The sequence below is a fragment of the Curtobacterium sp. L6-1 genome (genome assembly GCF_018885305.1).
GTDB lineage: Bacteria > Actinomycetota > Actinomycetes > Actinomycetales > Microbacteriaceae > Curtobacterium > Curtobacterium aetherium.
Genome location: NZ_CP076544.1, coordinates 925,623 through 942,975 on the forward strand (window position 1 = coordinate 925,623; position 17,353 = coordinate 942,975).

The following is a 17,353-nucleotide window of genomic DNA, read 5'->3' on the forward strand; positions in this document are numbered from 1 at the left end:
CTCAGGAAGGCACCAGCCATGACCGACACCGCCACCACCGCGGTCGAGACGTCGTCGGCGCCCGGTGTCGGCCGGATCGCCCGTGTCACGGGTCCCGTCGTCGACATCGAGTTCCCGCACGACGCCATCCCCGAGATGTACAACCTCCTGTTCACGACGATCACCATCGGTGACACGTCGCAGGAGATCGGTCTCGAGGTCGCGCAGCACCTCGGCGACGACCTCGTCCGTGCGATCTCGCTGAAGCCGACCGACGGTCTCGTCCGCGGTCAGGACGTCCGCGACTCCGGCGCACCGATCTCGGTGCCCGTCGGTGACGTCACCAAGGGCAAGGTCTTCGACGTCCTCGGCAACGTCCTCAACACCGACGAGAAGCTCGAGATCACCGAGCGTTGGCCGATCCACCGCAAGGCCCCGGCCTTCGACCAGCTCGAGTCGAAGACCTCGATGTTCGAGACCGGCATCAAGTCGATCGACCTCCTCACCCCGTACGTGCAGGGTGGCAAGATCGGCCTCTTCGGTGGTGCGGGCGTCGGCAAGACCGTCCTCATCCAGGAGATGATCCAGCGCGTCGCGCAGGACCACGGTGGTGTGTCGGTGTTCGCCGGTGTCGGTGAGCGCACCCGTGAGGGCAACGACCTCATCGGTGAGATGGAGGAGGCGGGGGTCTTCGACAAGACGGCCCTCGTGTTCGGCCAGATGGACGAGCCGCCGGGAACGCGCCTCCGCGTGGCCCTGTCGGCGCTGACGATGGCGGAGTACTTCCGTGACGTGCAGAAGCAGGACGTCCTGCTCTTCATCGACAACATCTTCCGCTTCACGCAGGCCGGCTCCGAGGTCTCCACGCTGCTCGGCCGCATGCCGTCCGCGGTGGGGTACCAGCCGAACCTCGCCGACGAGATGGGTGTGCTCCAGGAGCGCATCACCTCGACGCGTGGTCACTCGATCACCTCGCTGCAGGCGATCTACGTGCCGGCTGACGACTACACCGACCCGGCGCCGGCGACCACGTTCGCGCACCTCGACGCCACGACCGAGCTGTCGCGTGAGATCGCTTCGCAGGGTCTGTACCCGGCGATCGACCCGCTCACGTCGACCTCGCGGATCATGGACCCCCGGTACCTGGGTGCCGACCACTACGAGACCGCGACCCGCGTCAAGGCGATCCTGCAGAAGAACAAGGAACTGCAGGAGATCATCGCGATCCTCGGTGTGGACGAGCTCTCCGAAGAGGACAAGATCACCGTCGAGCGTGCTCGCCGGATCCAGCAGTTCCTCTCGCAGAACACGTACATGGCGAAGAAGTTCACGGGCGTCGAAGGTTCGACCGTCCCGCTGAAGGACACCATCGAGTCCTTCCGCGCCATCGCCGACGGCGAGTTCGACCACGTTGCGACGCAGGCGTTCTTCAACGTCGGTGGCATCAACGACGTCGAAGAGAAGTGGTCGCAGATCCAGAAGGAGAACCGCTGAGATGGCGGGTCTCACCGTGAGTGTCGTCTCGGCTGACCGCGAGGTCTGGTCGGGCGACACCACCATGGTCGTCGCACGCACGACGGAGGGCCAGATCGGCATCCTCGCGGGGCACGAGCCGATGCTCGCCACCCTCGCGCAGGGTCAGGTCCGCATCACGCGGGCCGACGGCTCGACCGTCGCGGTCGACGCGGAGGACGGCTTCCTCTCCGTCGAGCACGACACGGTCACGATCGTCGCGCGGCAGGCCGCGCTGGCGTCCTGACCGGACTGACCGTCCTCCTCCCGCCTTCGGAGACGAAGCGGGAGGGTGGGGACACGGAGCGCACCCTCGACCTGGGGTCGCTCTCGTTCCCGGAACTGTCCGACGAGCGGGCCGCGGTGATCACCGCGGCCCGCTCCGTCAGTTCCGAGGAGTCCTCTGCCCGGACGGCACTCAAGCTCGGACCGAAGTCGGTCACCGAGCGCTTCCGGAACCTCGTGCTCGAGTCGAGCCCGACGATGCCGGCGATCGACCGCTACACGGGCGTGCTCTACGACCCGCTCGACGCCCCCGGCGCCGATGCGGCGACGCGGGCGTGGTGGGCGCAGCACGTGGTGGTGCAGTCGGCGATGTTCGGGCCGATCGGTGCCGGTGACCTCGTGCCGGCCTACCGGCTGTCGCACGACTCCCGGCTCCCCGGGCTCCGTCTGCCGGCGCACTGGGCGGAGCGTTCCGCCGAGGTGCTCGCAGCGCGTGCCGGTGGTCTGGTGCTCGACCTGCGGTCCGAGGGGTACCGCACGCTCGGGCCGGTCGACGGCGCCGTGCCGGTCCGGGTCGTGAGCGTCGCCGGAGACGGCCGGCGCAAGGCGCTGAACCACTGGAACAAGACCGCGAAGGGCCGTCTGGTGTCCCTGCTCGGGCGGACTGGTGCGGACATCGCGTCGATGCCCGACCTCGTCGCCTGGGCCGCCGTGTACGGCGTGGTCGTGGAGGCCGTGGGTGACGGCTGGGACCTGCTCGCCGAGAGCCTGGAGCCCGTCGCGGCCTGACGGCCGACGTGGGTCTGACGGCCGAAGCGGCATGACGGCCGACGCCTTCCCTGCACAGGACGGGTCGATCGGCGGCGTTCTCCACCGGTCCGTCGACGGCCCGATCTGGAGGCTCGGTCCGCGTCAGGCTGTCGGCATGGACTCCCAGACGCTCAGCCCACCAGATCCGTTCATCCGGTACAGCCACGAGATCGCCGCGGCCGTCACCGTGCCGGCTGCGGCACGCGCGCTCGTCGGTGCGTCGGCGCTCACGACGGCAGAGGCGGCGGCGGTGACGACCGCCTGCGGCGCCCTGTCGACGCGGATCGCACTCCTGCGGTTCCTCGCCGTGCCGGGTGCCGCCGACCCGGGCGCCGTGCGTGGACACGACCCCTTCACCGAACCGATGCCCCCGGCACTGCTCGGCAGAGGGCCGATGCCCGACCGTGACCGCGTTCGGCTCGCGGGTGACCGGTGCGTCGAAGCGTGGCGGACGTGGATCGCGGACGCTGGATCCGGGCAGTCGCCCGTCGGGGTCGCCGGCGCACTCTCGCTCGCAGCGTGGTGCTCGTGGGCGCTCGGCTCCGAGCTGCGTGCGAGCACACGGGCCCGGTACGCGCTGGACCTCGCCGCGGACGACCCGCTCGCGACGTTGGTGCTCCGTGCCTGTCGGGCTCGGCGTCGGGCGGCGTGGCGTGGGTGACCTCGGGTGCACCGCATCGTCTACGGTGGTGTCGTCGACGGAAGGGGTCGCACGTGCACGACGACGACCGCGTCGATGACACCGTCATCCGGCCTCGGCGCCAGCGCGGAGACGGGCCTGGTCGGCACGCGACCGGTAGCCCGGGCGGCAGCGGCGACCTCGACGACGTCCGTGGGATCGACGAGCGCGGTGACCTCGACGACACGGTCGTCCGCGACGGTCGCGGGACACCCGTCGACCGCGCTGTCCCCGGTGTCGACCGCGCCGCTCGCGGTGTCGAGCGCCGAGGTGCCCATGCAGCAGGCGACACGGATGCGGCTGGACGCTCGGACCCGGTCCGTGTCGACGCCGTCTCCGGTGCCGCTGCTGCGACGGCGGGCCCGGCTGCGGGCACCGGCGCGGGGGAGCCGGACGCACCACGGCCGCCCGCACCCTCGGTCCGCGTCGGCGATCGTGTCATCCGCCTCGACCACCCCGTGATCGTCGGGCGTCGGCCGTCACCGCCGCGTGTGGTGCGGGGGACGCCCCCGGAACTCGTGACCGTCGCGTCGCCGACCGGCCTCGTCTCGTCCTCCCACGTCCTCCTCCACGCGGCCGGCTCGTCGGCGGTCGTCGACGACCTGCGCTCCACGAACGGCACGACCGTCCGGGCGCCCGGCGCGGCGCCGCACCGGATGCCCGCCGGTGCCTCGATCGTCGTGCTGACCGGTACGGTTGTCGACATCGGTGACGGCAACACGATCGAGGTGCTGTCGCCGTTCGTGCGGACCGTCGTCACCGGCGACCGCGAGACCTCCGGACCGTGGCCCGCGCCGCCGTCCGCCCCGGCCCGTCCCGACCCCCCAGAGAGCGATCCTGAACCGTGACCGAACTCGGCCGTGCAACCTCCTCCCACGCGATCGCCGTCCCCGACGGTGGCGGTGGGACCCTGACGCTCTCCTGGGGTGCGGCGACGGACGTCGGCCGCCGACGTGACCACAACGAGGACAGCTACATCGTCGACGCGCCGTACTTCGTCGTGGCGGACGGCATGGGCGGGCACCTGGCCGGTGACCGCGCGTCCGACGCCGTCGTGCGTCGGCTCGGGGACTCCACCACCGAGCCGTTCGCCTCGCGTCAGACCATCCAGCGCGCCCTGCTCCTGGCCACCGCGGACATCGAGAAGGCCGCCGGCGGCAACGCGATCGGTGCGGGGACGACGGTGACGGGTGTCGCCCTCGTCGCCGGCCACGGCCAGCCCTCGGCCCTCGTGTTCAACGTCGGGGACTCGCGCACGTACCGGAGCGACGCCGGCGGACCGCTCAAGCGACTCACGGTCGACCACTCGGTCGTGCAGGAGATGGTGGACGCCGGCGTGCTCCGCGCCGAGGACGCCGAGTCGCACCCGGACAGCAACGTCATCACGCGCGCGGTCGGCTTCGGCGAGCCGCCGGAGCCGGACTGGTGGACCATCCCGCTCCGCACCGGTGACCGCTACGTGGTCTGCTCGGACGGCCTCACCAAGGAGATCGGTGACGTCGGCATCTCGCGGATCGCGGCGAAGGTCGACGACCCGCAGGAGCTCGCCGAGCGCCTCGTCGGGGACGCCGTCATCGCCGGTGGCCGCGACAACGTCACGGTCGTCGTCCTCCAGGTCGACGACGCCCCCGAGGTCGCCGAGGACCTCGAGGACACCCTCCCGCGGCACTGACCGCCACGGACGTCGGACGGTCGCGCGGTCGTCAGCGGGCGGAGGTCGGCGGACGTCCCGTCGCCCCTCCCGGTCCGTCCGGCTGCGACGGACGGCGGCCAGGCGGGGCCCCTGCACGGCACACCGCGACCACTGCCCGGTGTCCGCCCGGTGTCCGCTCGGTACGGGTCCCGGCGACCCGTCCACCCCACCGCGGTATCGTGACCGAGCCACGCTGACCGGAAGGACCGACCATGGCGCGCAGGCTGCCGTCGACCCCGCCGGTCCTCCCGGGCTTCACCCCCGTGCACGTGCTCGGGTCGGGCGGCTTCGCCGACGTCTTCCTCTACGAGCAGGACATGCCCCGGCGGCAGGTGGCCGTGAAGGTCCTGCTCGACGAGGTCGTCGACGACCGCGTGCGGCAGATGTTCCGCGCCGAGGCCAACCTGATGGCACGGCTGAGCACCCACCCGTCGATCCTCACGGTGTTCCAGGCCAGCGTCGCCGCCGACGGTCGGCCGTACCTGGTGATGGAGCTCTGCTCGTCGTCCCTGAGCGAGCGGTACCGGCGTGAACCCGTGCCGGTGTCGCAGGTGCTCTCGATCGGGGTCCGCATCGGCTCCGCGCTCGAGACCGCGCACCGGGAGGGCGTCCTGCACCGCGACGTGAAGCCGTCGAACATCCTGCTCACCGCGTACGGCAACCCCGTGCTCTCCGACTTCGGCATTGCGGCCACGCTGGGGGAGTCCGACCCCGACGAGCCCGTCGGCATGTCGATCCCGTGGTCCGCGCCCGAGGTCCTCGCCGACGAGTCCCGCGGCACGATCCAGTCCGAGGTCTACTCCCTCGCGGCGACCGTCTCGACGCTGCTCGCCGGTCGGAGTCCGTTCGAGGTGCCCGGCGGGGACAACGGGGCCGCGGCGCTCATGGCCCGGGTCGAGAAGGGCGGTCCGCGGCCGACCGGACGCCCGGACGTGCCGCCGACGCTCGAGCGCGTGCTCGCGAACGCGATGTCCCGTCGCCCGCAGAACCGTCCCGCGACCGTCATGGAACTCGTCCGGGGTCTCCAGCAGGTCGAGGCCGAACTCGGACTGCCGCAGACGCCGGCCGAGGTCGCGGTGGAGGCGTGGGCGGTGTCCTCGCCGGTGCCCGACGGCGAGCGGACCGTGGTCGGCGGTCTCGACCCGGCCGCCCGGTCGGGCCGGCGGCGCCGCACGCGGTCGTCGCTCCGCGGTGGCGTGGCCGCGACCGCCTCGCAGAGCGTGGGCACGGTGCACCGGACCGCTTCGACGGTCCGACGGAAGCGGGGCCCGCGCGCCGCGGTCGTGTGGGGATCGGTGGCGTCCGCCGTGGTCGTCGCGGCCCTGGCCGTGACCGCCGTGGTCGCCGTCGGGCGTGGCGGCGACGGGACCGTGCCGGTCGTGACCGACCTCAGCGCCACGGCGGGCTCGTCGTCCGTGACCTTCCGGTGGACCGACCCGGGCCTCCGTCCCGGTGACACCTTCGTCGTCACCGCCGACGGCACGTCCAGCCAGCAGTCCGGGACCACCTTCGTGGTGACCGGCCGTGCCGGGGCCGAGGAGTGCCTCCAGGTCGCGGTGAACCGTGACGGCCGGACCGGCGCGGCCAGCGACGAACGGTGCGCGACGATCGGCGGGTCGTCGTGATCCGACGGTTCCTGCGCGCGCGCCGCTCGGCGGCGGTGACCACGCTCGTCGCGACCGTGGTCGGCGCGGTCGTGGCCGGCACCGCCCTGGTGTCGAACGGGTACCACGCGCAGCGGATCGAGCTCGGGGACGGCACCGTGTGGGTCCCGTCCGCGGAGTTCGGCGCGCTCGGCCGCGCGAACCCCGGTGTGCTCGAGCTCAACACGGCGGTCGAGACGCCGTCCGACACGGTGTCCGTCCTCCAGCGCGGGTCGACCGTGTACAGCGTCGACGAGACGAAGGGCACGGTCGCCCGGGTCGACGTCGCGACGGCCACGCTCGGCGACGCGGTCACGCTGCCGACCGGCAGCCCGACCGTGCTCCTCGCCGGTTCCACGGCCGTGGTCGGCAACGGCGACACCGGCGCGCTGTGGACGACCCCGGCCGGACGGCTCGACGAGTTCGACGCCTCGACCGACCCGGCGCTGACGCTCGGCGCGGACGCCGTGTTCGACGCCTCCGACGACCACGTCGCCGTCTACTCGCCCCGGACCGCGACCGCGTCCCTGGTGTCCCTCGGGACCACCCCGGGCGTGGCGCAGCGCTGGACGGTGCGCATGGACCGGGACCACGCGTTCCAGGTGGCCGTCGTCGGGGAGCACGTGGCGGTCCTCGACCGGACGGACGGGGTCCTCGCGGTCGACGGACGTCGGGTCGACCTGAGCAGCAGGGTCGGGGCGTCCCCGGCACTGCAGCACTCGAGCGCCGACGGGGACGAGGTCGTGGTCGCCGGTGCGTCGGGCCTGGTGCGGGTGTCGGCGTCCGGAACGGTCGCCCGGACGTCGGTCGACGTCGCCGGGCGTGCCGCCCGTCCGTGGATCGAGGGCCGGTGCACCTACGGCGCGTGGAGCGGCGGCCAGGCCGTCGACACGTGCGACGGCCGGTCCGTGCAACGGCTCGCCCGCGTCCCTGGTGGTGCCACCCTCGAACTCGTGCACAACGGCTCGACGGTCGTCGCGAACGACGCGGCGACCGGGCGCACCTGGGCCGTCGGGCGAAGCGGGCAGCTCATCGACAACTGGGCGGACCTGGTCGACCAGGACGCCGACCGCCAGCAGGAGCGTGCCTCCGACGACGACGCCGAGGTCGAGAAGGCGCAGGAGCCGCCGGTCGCGGTCGACGACGACCTCGGTGCCCGCCCGGCCCGCACCACCACCCTCCCGGTCCTCCTCAACGACCACGACCCGAACGGCGACCCGCTCGTGATCAGCGAGGTGGGCGAGGCCGACGCCTCGACGGCGCGGGTCGCCGTGGTCGCCGACGGGCAGCAGCTGCAGATCACCCTGCCCGCCGCCGCGACGGGCGTGGTCACGTTCCCGTACACGATCACGGACGGCAACGGCGGGTCCGCCTCCGCGACCGTGCGCGTAACGGTGCGGCCCGACTCCGAGAACGCACCGCCGCGCCAGGTACGCGACACGACCGCCGACGTCGTGCGCGGAGGCCACGTCTCGACGAACGTGCTGGGCGACTGGATCGACCCCGACGGCGATCCCGTCTACCTCGAGTCGGCCGAGGCCTCCGAGGGCGACGACACGTCGACGACGCCCGACGGGCTCCTCGACTACCGCAACGAGAGCGGTCGCACCGGCGACCGCGTGCAGCAGATCACGGTGAGCGACGGGCGCGACAGCGGCCGCGGCTCGGTCACCGTGTCGGTCGCGGCGCAGGGCGACGTCCCGCTCCGCGCGGAGGCGTTCCCGGTCGATGGTTACGCCGACGAGGCGTTCACCGTCGAGCCGCTCGACCACGTCCGCGGCGGCAACGGCGTCGTCACCCTGACGAGCGTCTCCTCGGCCGCCGGGCTGACGGTGACGCCCGCCTACGACGCCGGCACGTTCCGGGTGGAGGCGCGGACCGCGGGGGACTGGCAGCTCGAGTACACCGTCTCCGACGGCACGAAGACCGCCAGCGGCGTGGTCCGCGTCACGGTGCAGGCGCCACCGGACGCCTCGGCCGCTCCGGTCACCACCCCGAAGACGGTGTTCGTCACCACGCTGTCCTCGAAGGACACCGACCTGACGGCGACGGACTCCGACCCGGCCGGTGGCGTGCTCCTGGTCACCGGGCTCGACGGCCCGCCCGCCGGCTCCGGCGTGCAGGCGAGCGTCGCCGACCAGCACGTCCTGCGGGTCTCGCTCACGGCTCCGCTCGACGGGCCCGTCACCTTCGAGTACACGGTGACGAACGGCCTCGCCTCCGCGACGGGCACGGTGACGGTGGTCGAGATCCCGAAGCCGGACCGACTGCAGCCCCCCGTCGCGCAGGCGGACACCGCGACCGTCCGCGTGGGCGCCGTCACCGACATCGACGTGCTCGACAACGACACGCAGCCCGAGGGCGAGTCCCTCACGCTGTTCCCGGACCTGGTGCAGGGACTGCCCCGCGGGGGCGGGCTGCTCTTCGTCTCCGGCGACCACCTGCGGTACCTGGCCCCGACCACGCCCGGCACCTACTCGGCGGTCTACCGGATCGCCGGCCCCGACGGACAGACGGCCGACGCGACCGTCTCGGTCTCCGTCCGTGACCGCGACCGGGCGACGAACGCCGAGCCGGTGCCGCAGACCGTGACGGCCCGGGTCGTCGCCGGGCAGTCCGTCCGCGTCACGGTCCCGCTCGCGGGCATCGACCCCGACGGCGACAGCGTGCAGGTCATGGGCGTCGCCTCGAACCCGGAGAAGGGCTCCGTCGCGGACGTCACCTCGGACACGCTCACCTACGAGGCGGGGGAGTACTCGGCGGGGACGGACGAGTTCACCTACACGGTGGTCGACGCGCTCGGGGCCCGGGCCACCGGGACGGTCCGAATCGGCATCGCACCCCGTGCGGAGCAGGCCGGCAGCCCGGTCGCAGAGGCGGACCACGTCACCATCCGACCCGGCGGGTCCGTGACCGTCCGGGTGCTGCAGAACGACTCCGACCCCGAGGGCGGCCGCCTGACCGTCACGGCCGCCGAGCCGACCGCACCCGACGTCCGTGCCCGGGTCATCGGCGGCGAGACGGTCCGCGTGACACCCCCGGTCTCGGCCCAGCGGGGCGACTTCGCGGTCTCGTACACCGTCAGCGACGAGCAGGGCACCACGAGCAGCGCCTTCCTCACGGTCACCGTGGACCGCGACGCGCGACCACTCCGTCCCGAGGTCGACGACACCGTGCTCGACCTGCAGGACGTCCTCGGCCGACGCACGGTCACGGTCGACGTCCTTCGCAACGTCTTCTTCGCCGAGGGCACCGCCACGGACCTGCGCGTCGGCCTGGTGGCGGGCTACGGGGAGGGATCGTCCGTGTCCCCCGACGACCGCATCACCGTCCGACTGGCGGACGCGTCGCAGGTCATCCCGTTCTCGGTCACCCGTCGCGACCACCCGGACGTCGTCGCTTACGGGTTCGTCCACGTACCGGGCTTCGACGACGCTCTGCCGCAGGTGGACCGCACCGCGCCCGCCGTCACGGTGAAGAGCGAGTCGACGGTGCGCATCCCGCTCTCGCGGTACGTGGTCACGGCGAACGGCAGGACCGCGACGCTGACCGACCGCGGCGCCGTCAAGGCCACCCACTCGGACGGCACGTCGCTCGTGGTCGACGACGGGACCCTGCAGTTCACCTCGTCCCGGCTGTTCTTCGGCAAGGCGTCGATCTCGTTCGAGGTCACCGACGGGTCGGACGCGGACGGCGGCACGGGACGCGTGGCGACGCTCGTGCTGCCGATCACGGTGACCCCGCGGTCGAACCAGCCGCCCGCGCTGACCGGGACGACCATCGAGATGCAGCCGGGCGACCGCCGCGTGCTCGACCTGCGCCGTCTGACGGACTACCCGTACCCCTCGGACCTGCCGGAACTGCGGTGGTCCGTCGTGGAACGGCCCACCGACGGGACCTCCGCGACGATCGACGGCCAGCGGCTCACCGTGCAGGTGGACGACTCGGCCCGGGCCGGCGACCGGTCGACCATCGGCATCGCGGTGGCGGACTCCACGAACCAGGGGCGGGCGGGGCGCATCACCGTCGACGTCGTCGGGTCGACCAGACCCCTGGTGCAGCCCGGTGCGGACACCGCGGTGGTCCAGCGCGGTCGGTCGACGACCATCGACGTCCTCGGCAACGACGAGCAGACCAACCCCTTCCCCGGGCAGCCGCTTCGTGTCACCGACATCCGGGGGCTCGGCGGCGGGCTCCCGGCGGGCGTCTCGGTGAGCCCGAGCGCCGATCGCAGCCGGTTGCGCGTGGCGGTCTCGCCCACGGCCTCCACCGCCGAGGCACACCTGCAGTACCGGGTCGTCGACGCCACCGGTGAGTCCTCCCGCGCCGTCTGGGGCGACGTCACGATCTCTGTGCAGGACGTGCCCGACGCGCCCGGTACCCCGACCCGCACCGGGACCGAGGCCGGCGGGCAGGTCACCCTGACGTGGGCGACACCGCAGGCGAACAACGCCCCGATCACCGGGTACCGCGTCTCGGGGTCGAACGGGGTGTCGCAGGACTGCGGGACCTCGACGGTGTGCACCGTGACCGGCCTCGACGCGACGGCGTCGTACCGGTTCAGCGTCGTCGCCGAGAACGCCGTCGGCCGCTCCGACCCGTCCCCGCAGTCCGCGGTCATGAGTGCCGACTTCGTGCCGGCGGCTCCCGCCGGACTCCGCGTCGCAGCCGACACGACGACCCCGGGCCAGCTCGACGTCTCGTGGCAGGCGGTCCCGCGTCCGTCACGGGGCAGCGCCGTCGACGACCACGTCGTCACCATCGCGGGGCCGGGGCTCACCGAGACCAGGCGGACGGGCACGGCGACGTCCACCTCGTTCACCGGCGGCACGAGCGGAGCGTCCTACGTCGTGACCGTCTCCGCCCGCAACGGCGCCGACCGCGACGGGACCGTCGTGCAGTGGAACAGCGCCACGGCGACCGGGACCGCGGTGGGTCGGCCCGGAGCGCCCGTCGACGTCCGCGCGATCACCGGGACCGAGCCCGACGGCCAGGGCAGGTCGACGGTCACCGTGACCTGGACCGCTGCCGACGCGGCGGGTGGCTCGGGTCCGACGTACCGGGTGTACCGCATCGCGGTCGGGGCGAGTCCGAGTTGCACCGCCCTGGCCGGGCAGACACCGGTCGGTACGACCTCGGGCACGACCGACGGCGGTGTGGCCGGGGGCAGCGCTCGGTACGCGGTCGTGTCCGACAACGGGACGTTCTGCTCCGTCGCCTACGCCGACGCGACGACCTTCGAGACCCCGAGCGGCACCGCGACGCCGACGCTCGCGGTGGTGGACAGTGCGGCGACGCAGTCCGACCTCCGGGTCACCGCGCCGTCCGGCGACGTCGACCACTACCGTCTGCAGACCGGCGGACCCGTCGTCGACCTGGCACCCGGCGCCTCGTGGACAGGCGTGCCGGGGACCGGTGCGCGGAACACCGCGGTCGCGCTGACCCTGCAGGCGTGCGGTGCGCCGGGCGACGCCTTCTGCACCTCGGGCACGAGGTCCTGGACCGGCACCGGCGCAGCGTTCGACACCTCGGTCCGGGTGACGAGCGCGCAGGAGGGGCAGCCGATCGTGGTCGGCGGCCCCGCCGTGGCGGACGGGGTGCGGGTCGTCTCCTACGCGGCGCGCTGGTTCGCCGACGCCGACGGGACCGTCGCGCTGACGACGCAGCCCTCCGACAGCTGGACGGCGGGGAACGAGCCGACCGTGCCCCTCGGTGCGCGCTCGGTCCGGGTCGCCGTCACCGTTGAGACGACCGCAGCACCGCGCCTCAGCGCCACGACAGGCCGATCGTCGCCGGCCGCACCCGTCGCCGCCGCGCCGCCGCCCGCCGAGCCCCAGCCCGACCCCGACCCCGACCCCGGCGACGGGGCGGGCACGGGCAACGGCACGGGCAACGGCTCCGGCTCCGGCGGCGGTACCGGCGACGGGACCACGCCGTGACGCTTCCCGCCCACCCGTCGGACACGTCGACGCCGACCCGCCCGACGCTGACCCGCCAGACGCCCATCCGCACGACGCTGACCCGCCCGACGCCCCGGACACACCGCCGCCCGACCAGCCCCGCCGTCCCCACCACCGAAGGAACGACACCCGCATGAGCATGACCCCGGAGCAGGCCGCACGCTTCGCCGATGTCGCCGGCCGCATCGTCACGAACGTCGAGCAGGTCCTCCTCGGCAAGACGTTCGTGATCCGGCTGGCCGTGACGGCGATGCTCAGCGAGGGACACCTGCTGCTCGAGGACGTCCCCGGCACCGGCAAGACGAGCCTCGCCCGCGCGCTGGCGCAGAGCGTGCAGGGCTCGACCTCCCGCATCCAGTTCACGCCCGACCTCCTGCCGGGCGACATCAGCGGCATCAGCGTCTACGACCAGCGCGCCCAGGAGTTCGAGTTCCACCGCGGACCCGTCTTCGCCAACATCGTCCTCGCCGACGAGATCAACCGCGCGAGCCCGAAGACCCAGTCGGCACTCCTCGAGGCGATGGAGGAGTCGGCGGTGACGGTCGACGGCGTGACCCACCGGCTCGCACAGCCCTTCATGGTCGTGGCGACGCAGAACCCGATCGAGCAGGCCGGCACCTACCGGCTGCCGGAGGCGCAGCTCGACCGGTTCCTCATGAAGACGTCGATCGGGTACCCGGACCACGCGGCGACCGTGCGCATCCTCGAGGCGGCGTCCGCACCGTCGGCCTCGGTGCCCCTCCCGAGCGTCGTCCCGGCGGCGACCGTGACCGAGATGGCGGCGCTCGCGCGCACGGTGCACGTGGACGCGGTCATCGCCGACTACGTCGCCCGCCTCGTCGACGGCACCCGCTCCGCGAACGAGGTCCGGCTCGGCGTCAGCGTCCGCGGCGCGATGGGACTCGTCCGTGCGAGCCGTGTCTACGCCGCGGTGCAGGGCCGCCACTACGTCACGCCGGACGACGTGAAGGCCCTCGCCGACCCGGTGCTCGCGCACCGTCTCGTCCTCGACGCCGAGGCCGAGTTCGACGGTGTCGACGCCTCGAGCGTCATCGCGCAGCTCCTCGTCGAGACGCCGCCGCCCGCCGACCGGGTCCCACGGTGACCGATCGCCGGCCCGTCGACACGCGTTCCCGCCGTCCCGTCGCGACGCGGTCGCGTCGTGGCGCGGGCCCGGAGCGCACCGGGACGGTCGCCGGCCTGACGAACGTCCGCACCCGCCTGGTCGGGGACCGTGAGGACGTCGCCGCCGACGCCGTCGTCGGCCTGGTCCGCGCGTGGCGCACGGCCGGGAGGCTCGTCACGCGCACCTGGGACGAGGTGTCGTCCGTGGTCACCGGCCTGGGCTGGACCGTCCTGCTCCTCACGCTCGTCGCGTTCGTCGTGGGGTACCGTCTCGGCCTCCGCGAGGTCGTGGTCGTCGGGTGGGCGGGCGCCGTCCTCGTGGTGGTCGCCGCGGCCGCACTGCTGGGACGCTCGCGCCTGGTGATCCGCATGTCCCTGCCGCAGGCCCGTGTCGTGGTCGGCGACGCCGCCGGGGTGACCGTCACGGCGGAGAACCCGGCACGGCTGCCCTCGGTCCCGACCACGGTGGAGCTCCCGATCGGCGAGGGGCTCGTCGACGTGGCGATCCCCGCGGTCGCCCCGCGCGGCTTCCACCAGCAGCACGTCCCGGTCCCGACCACCCGACGGGGCGTCCTGGACGTCGGGCCGGTGACGGGCGTCCGCGCGGACCCGGTCGGGCTCGTCCGACGGGAGCTCGTCTGGACCGCCCGGGAGCAGGTCGTCGTGCACCCGCGGACCATCGCCATCCCGTCCACGAGCACCGGCCTGGTCCGTGACCTCGAGGGGCAGGCGACCACGGACCTTTCCCCGGCCGACATCTCGTTCCACGCGATCCGCGAGTACGTGCCCGGCGACGACCCCCGCACGATCCACTGGCGGTCGACCGCGAAGACCGGGGCGTTCATGGTCCGGCAGTTCGAGGACACCCGACGGTCGCACCTGGTCGTCGCCCTCGGCGTCTCGCGCACGGAGTTCCGCGACGACGACGAGTTCGAGCTCGCGGTGAGCGTCGCCGCCTCGCTCGGGTCGCGAGCGGTGCGGGACGGTCGCGAGGTCACGGTCGTCGTCTCCGAGCGCACGCCGGAGTTCGCGAAGCGGCCGGTGCGGGCCGTGCACCCGCTGCCGACCGTCACCCCCACACGGCTCCTCGACGCCTTCGCCCGGGTGGGACTCGCCGACGCCTGCCTGCCGATCGCCGAGGTCGCCGCGCTCGTCGGCCGGGACACCGCCGGGATCTCGGTCGCGTTCCTCGTCGTCGGCTCGAGCGTCCCGGTGACGTCCCTGCGCCTCGCCGCGACGCGGTTCCCGGTCGGGGTGGAGGTCGTCGCGGTCGTCTGCGAACCGGAGGCCGTCCCGCGGTCGGTCCGGGTCGCCGGCCTGACCGTGATGACGATCGGGTACCTCGAGGACCTGCGGCACGCCCTGCACCGGTCGGTGGGCGGATGAGCGGCGGACCCGACATCCGGCGGCCGCGCGGTGCTGCGCGCCGGACCCGCACGTCGCCGGTGCGGCTCGTCGGCGGGACCCTCACGGTGTGGCTCCTCCTCGCGGTCGCGAGCGTCGCGTGGTGGCCCGTCCACGAGGACGTCGGCATGGTGGTCGCCGGGGTCACGGCGCTGGTCGTCGGCTCGGTGGTGGCGCTGCTCGGAGCCGTGTCGCGCCTCCCGGCCGCGGTCGTCGCCCTGGCGACCGTCGTGGGGTTCGCGGCGACGGGCGTGCCCGCCGCCGTCCCGGACGAGGCGTCCGGGCTGCTCCCCACCGGTCGCGGGCTCGTCGACCTGTTCGCCGGCGTCGCCCTCGGGTGGCGACAGCTGCTGACGATCACCCTGCCGGTCGGGTCGTACGAGGCGCTGCTCGTGCCGTACTTCGCCACGGTGCTCCTCGCGGCGGTGACCGGCATGACGATCGCGACCAGGGCCTCCCGTCCGGAACTCGCCGGCCTGCCGGCGCTCGTCGTCTTCGTCGCCGGGGTCGTCGTCGGGCCGACGCGGCTCGAGACCTCGGTGACCACCGGTGTGGTCCTGGTCGGCGTCGCGCTCGTCTGGGCGCTGACCGTCCGGCACAGCCGTCGTGCGGTCGCCGTGGCGAGCACGACCGGCGGCCGGGTACCGGTCGCCCGGGCCGTCGTCCGTCCCGCCCTGGTCGGGACCGCCACCATCGCCCTCGCCGCCGTCCTGGCGACCGGTCTCGCACTGGCGGCGCCGCCGAGTGCGGGTCGCACCGTCGCGCGCACGGACGTGGTGAAGCCGTTCGACCCGCGCGACCACGTCAGCCCGCTCAGCGGGTTCCGCGCCTACCAGCAGTCCGAGGCCGTGGACCGGACCCAGCTGACCGTCACCGGTCTGCCGGCCGGGGCCCTCGTGCGGATCGCCACCCTCGACACCTACGACGGCGTCGTGTACCGGGTCGGCGGACCGGACGGGACGACGTCGTCCGGCTCCTTCGAGCGGGTGCCCACGTCGGTGGACACCCGCGGCGTCCGCGGCACCGAGGTGCGGGTCGGCGTCACCGTCTCGGGCTACCGCGGCGTCTGGCTGCCGACGGTCGGGGACCTCGAGTCCGTCCGCTTCACCGGCCCCGAGGCCGCTCGGCAGCGCACCGGGTTCTTCTACAACCGCTCGACGGGCACGGCCGCACTCGTGGACGGTGTGACGGAGGGGACCCGCTACTCGCTCACGGCCGTGCTCCCGGACCAGCCCACCGAGGACGAGCTCGCCGGAGCGCGACCGGGGACCGCGTCGGTGCCGGCACCGCGCTCGGTGCCGGACGCGGTCCGGGAGGCGGTACGGGCGGACGCCGATGCCGGCACCCCGGACGGGACGCGGCTCCTCACGGCGCTCCGCGCCCTGCAGCGCGACGGCTACGTCAGCCACGGCGTCGGCGACGACCGAGCGAGCCGGAGCGGACACGGGGCCGACCGCATCCAGCAGCTGCTCACGGCCCGTCCGATGGTGGGGGACCAGGAGCAGTACGCGGTCGCCGCGGCGCTCATGGCGGACGAGATCGGGTTCCCGGCGCGGGTCGTCCTGGGCTTCACGCCGGGTGGCGACGCGGGGACCGGGCCGGAGGCCGCCGAGGACGGCGTCACCACGTTCCGCGGCTCCGACATCACCGCGCGCATCGAGGTCGACACCGCACAGTGGGGCTGGGTGGTGCTCGACCCGAACCCCGTCGTGCGCGAGATCCCGGACGAGTCCGAGGAGACCCCGCGGCCCGTGACGCGGCCGGAGACCGTCGTGCCGCCGCCGCCCGCGGAGCAGCAGCGACAGGACCAGCAGACCCCGCCGCAGGCCGACCGGGAGACTCCGCCGTCGCAGCCGACCTGGTTGCGGGTGCTCCTCGCGGTGCTGCCGTGGGCGATCGGGGTGCTCGGGCTCGCTGCGCTCGTGCTGGCACCCGCCGCGGTCATCGTGACCGTGAAGCGGTTGCGACGCCGCCGCCGACGACGTGCCCCGGACGCTCGGACACGGGTCGTCGGCGCGTGGGATGAGTACCGCGACGCACTGCTCGACCACGGGCACGAGGTCCCGCTGACGGCCACCCGACGGGAGGTCGCGGCCTCGTCACCGGGGTCCGGCGGCACCGGACTGGCGGTTGAGGCGGACGCGGCGGTCTTCGGCCCGGTCGACGTCGGCGACCCCGTCGCGGACCGGACCTGGGCCGAGGCGTCGGCGGCGATCGCGGCGCTCGGGGCGGGGCAGGACCGGCGCGCACGTCTCCGGGCGGCGACGTCGCTGCGCTCGCTGCGACGGCAGCCTGTCGGAGGGCGCTCCGATCGGCGATGACT

11 protein-coding genes are annotated in these 17,353 nt (G+C 73.8%); all 11 read left to right on the forward strand.

Translation table 11 applies throughout. The features are described 5' to 3' along the window. Window positions 1-18: 18 nt before the first annotated feature. The 11 genes from atpD (at window position 19) to KM842_RS04375 (ending at window position 17,351) form a co-directional block, all read left to right on the forward strand. Window positions 19-1,473, forward strand: coding sequence for a F0F1 ATP synthase subunit beta (atpD, locus tag KM842_RS04325; protein ID WP_216261272.1), 1,455 nt, complete (start codon window positions 19-21; stop codon window positions 1,471-1,473). A 1-nt stretch (window position 1,474) separates the two neighbouring features. Next, window positions 1,475-1,738, forward strand: a complete 264-nt coding sequence (locus KM842_RS04330; RefSeq protein WP_110825108.1) for a F0F1 ATP synthase subunit epsilon — start codon at window positions 1,475-1,477, stop codon at window positions 1,736-1,738. Window positions 1,739-1,743: 5 nt separating this feature from the next. Continuing rightward, window positions 1,744-2,505, forward strand: a complete 762-nt coding sequence (locus tag KM842_RS04335) for a YaaA family protein (RefSeq protein WP_216262069.1) — start codon at window positions 1,744-1,746, stop codon at window positions 2,503-2,505. Between the two features lie 136 nt (window positions 2,506-2,641). Then, window positions 2,642-3,187 (forward strand): hypothetical protein, encoded by a 546-nt coding sequence (locus KM842_RS04340; protein WP_216261274.1) that lies wholly within the window; start codon window positions 2,642-2,644, stop codon window positions 3,185-3,187. 53 nt (window positions 3,188-3,240) lie between these two features. Next, window positions 3,241-4,053 (forward strand): hypothetical protein, encoded by an 813-nt coding sequence (locus KM842_RS04345; protein WP_216261276.1) that lies wholly within the window; start codon window positions 3,241-3,243, stop codon window positions 4,051-4,053. Beyond that, window positions 4,050-4,877 (forward strand): PP2C family protein-serine/threonine phosphatase, encoded by an 828-nt coding sequence (locus tag KM842_RS04350; protein ID WP_216261278.1) that lies wholly within the window; start codon window positions 4,050-4,052, stop codon window positions 4,875-4,877. The genes KM842_RS04345 and KM842_RS04350 overlap by 4 nt, the downstream gene beginning before the upstream one ends. Window positions 4,878-5,110: 233 nt before the next feature. Next, the gene (locus KM842_RS04355) at window positions 5,111-6,523 is read left to right on the forward strand and encodes a serine/threonine-protein kinase (RefSeq protein WP_216261280.1); all 1,413 of its coding nucleotides are present in this window, start codon (window positions 5,111-5,113) and stop codon (window positions 6,521-6,523) included. Further along, window positions 6,496-12,480, forward strand: a complete 5,985-nt coding sequence (locus tag KM842_RS04360) for a fibronectin type III domain-containing protein (protein ID WP_216261286.1) — start codon at window positions 6,496-6,498, stop codon at window positions 12,478-12,480. Before KM842_RS04355 ends, KM842_RS04360 begins: the two co-directional genes overlap by 28 nt. A gap of 154 nt (window positions 12,481-12,634) precedes the next feature. Next, window positions 12,635-13,606: an AAA family ATPase gene (locus tag KM842_RS04365; RefSeq protein ID WP_216261288.1), complete on the forward strand. Its 972-nt coding sequence runs from the start codon at window positions 12,635-12,637 to the stop codon at window positions 13,604-13,606. Next, complete coding sequence (locus tag KM842_RS04370) at window positions 13,603-15,012, forward strand: DUF58 domain-containing protein (protein ID WP_216261289.1); 1,410 nt, start codon at window positions 13,603-13,605, stop codon at window positions 15,010-15,012. Before KM842_RS04365 ends, KM842_RS04370 begins: the two co-directional genes overlap by 4 nt. After that, entirely contained in the window at window positions 15,009-17,351 is a 2,343-nt protein-coding gene (locus KM842_RS04375; protein WP_216261291.1) for a transglutaminase TgpA family protein, read from the forward strand. Before KM842_RS04370 ends, KM842_RS04375 begins: the two co-directional genes overlap by 4 nt. The last annotated feature ends 2 nt before the right edge of the window (window positions 17,352-17,353 follow it).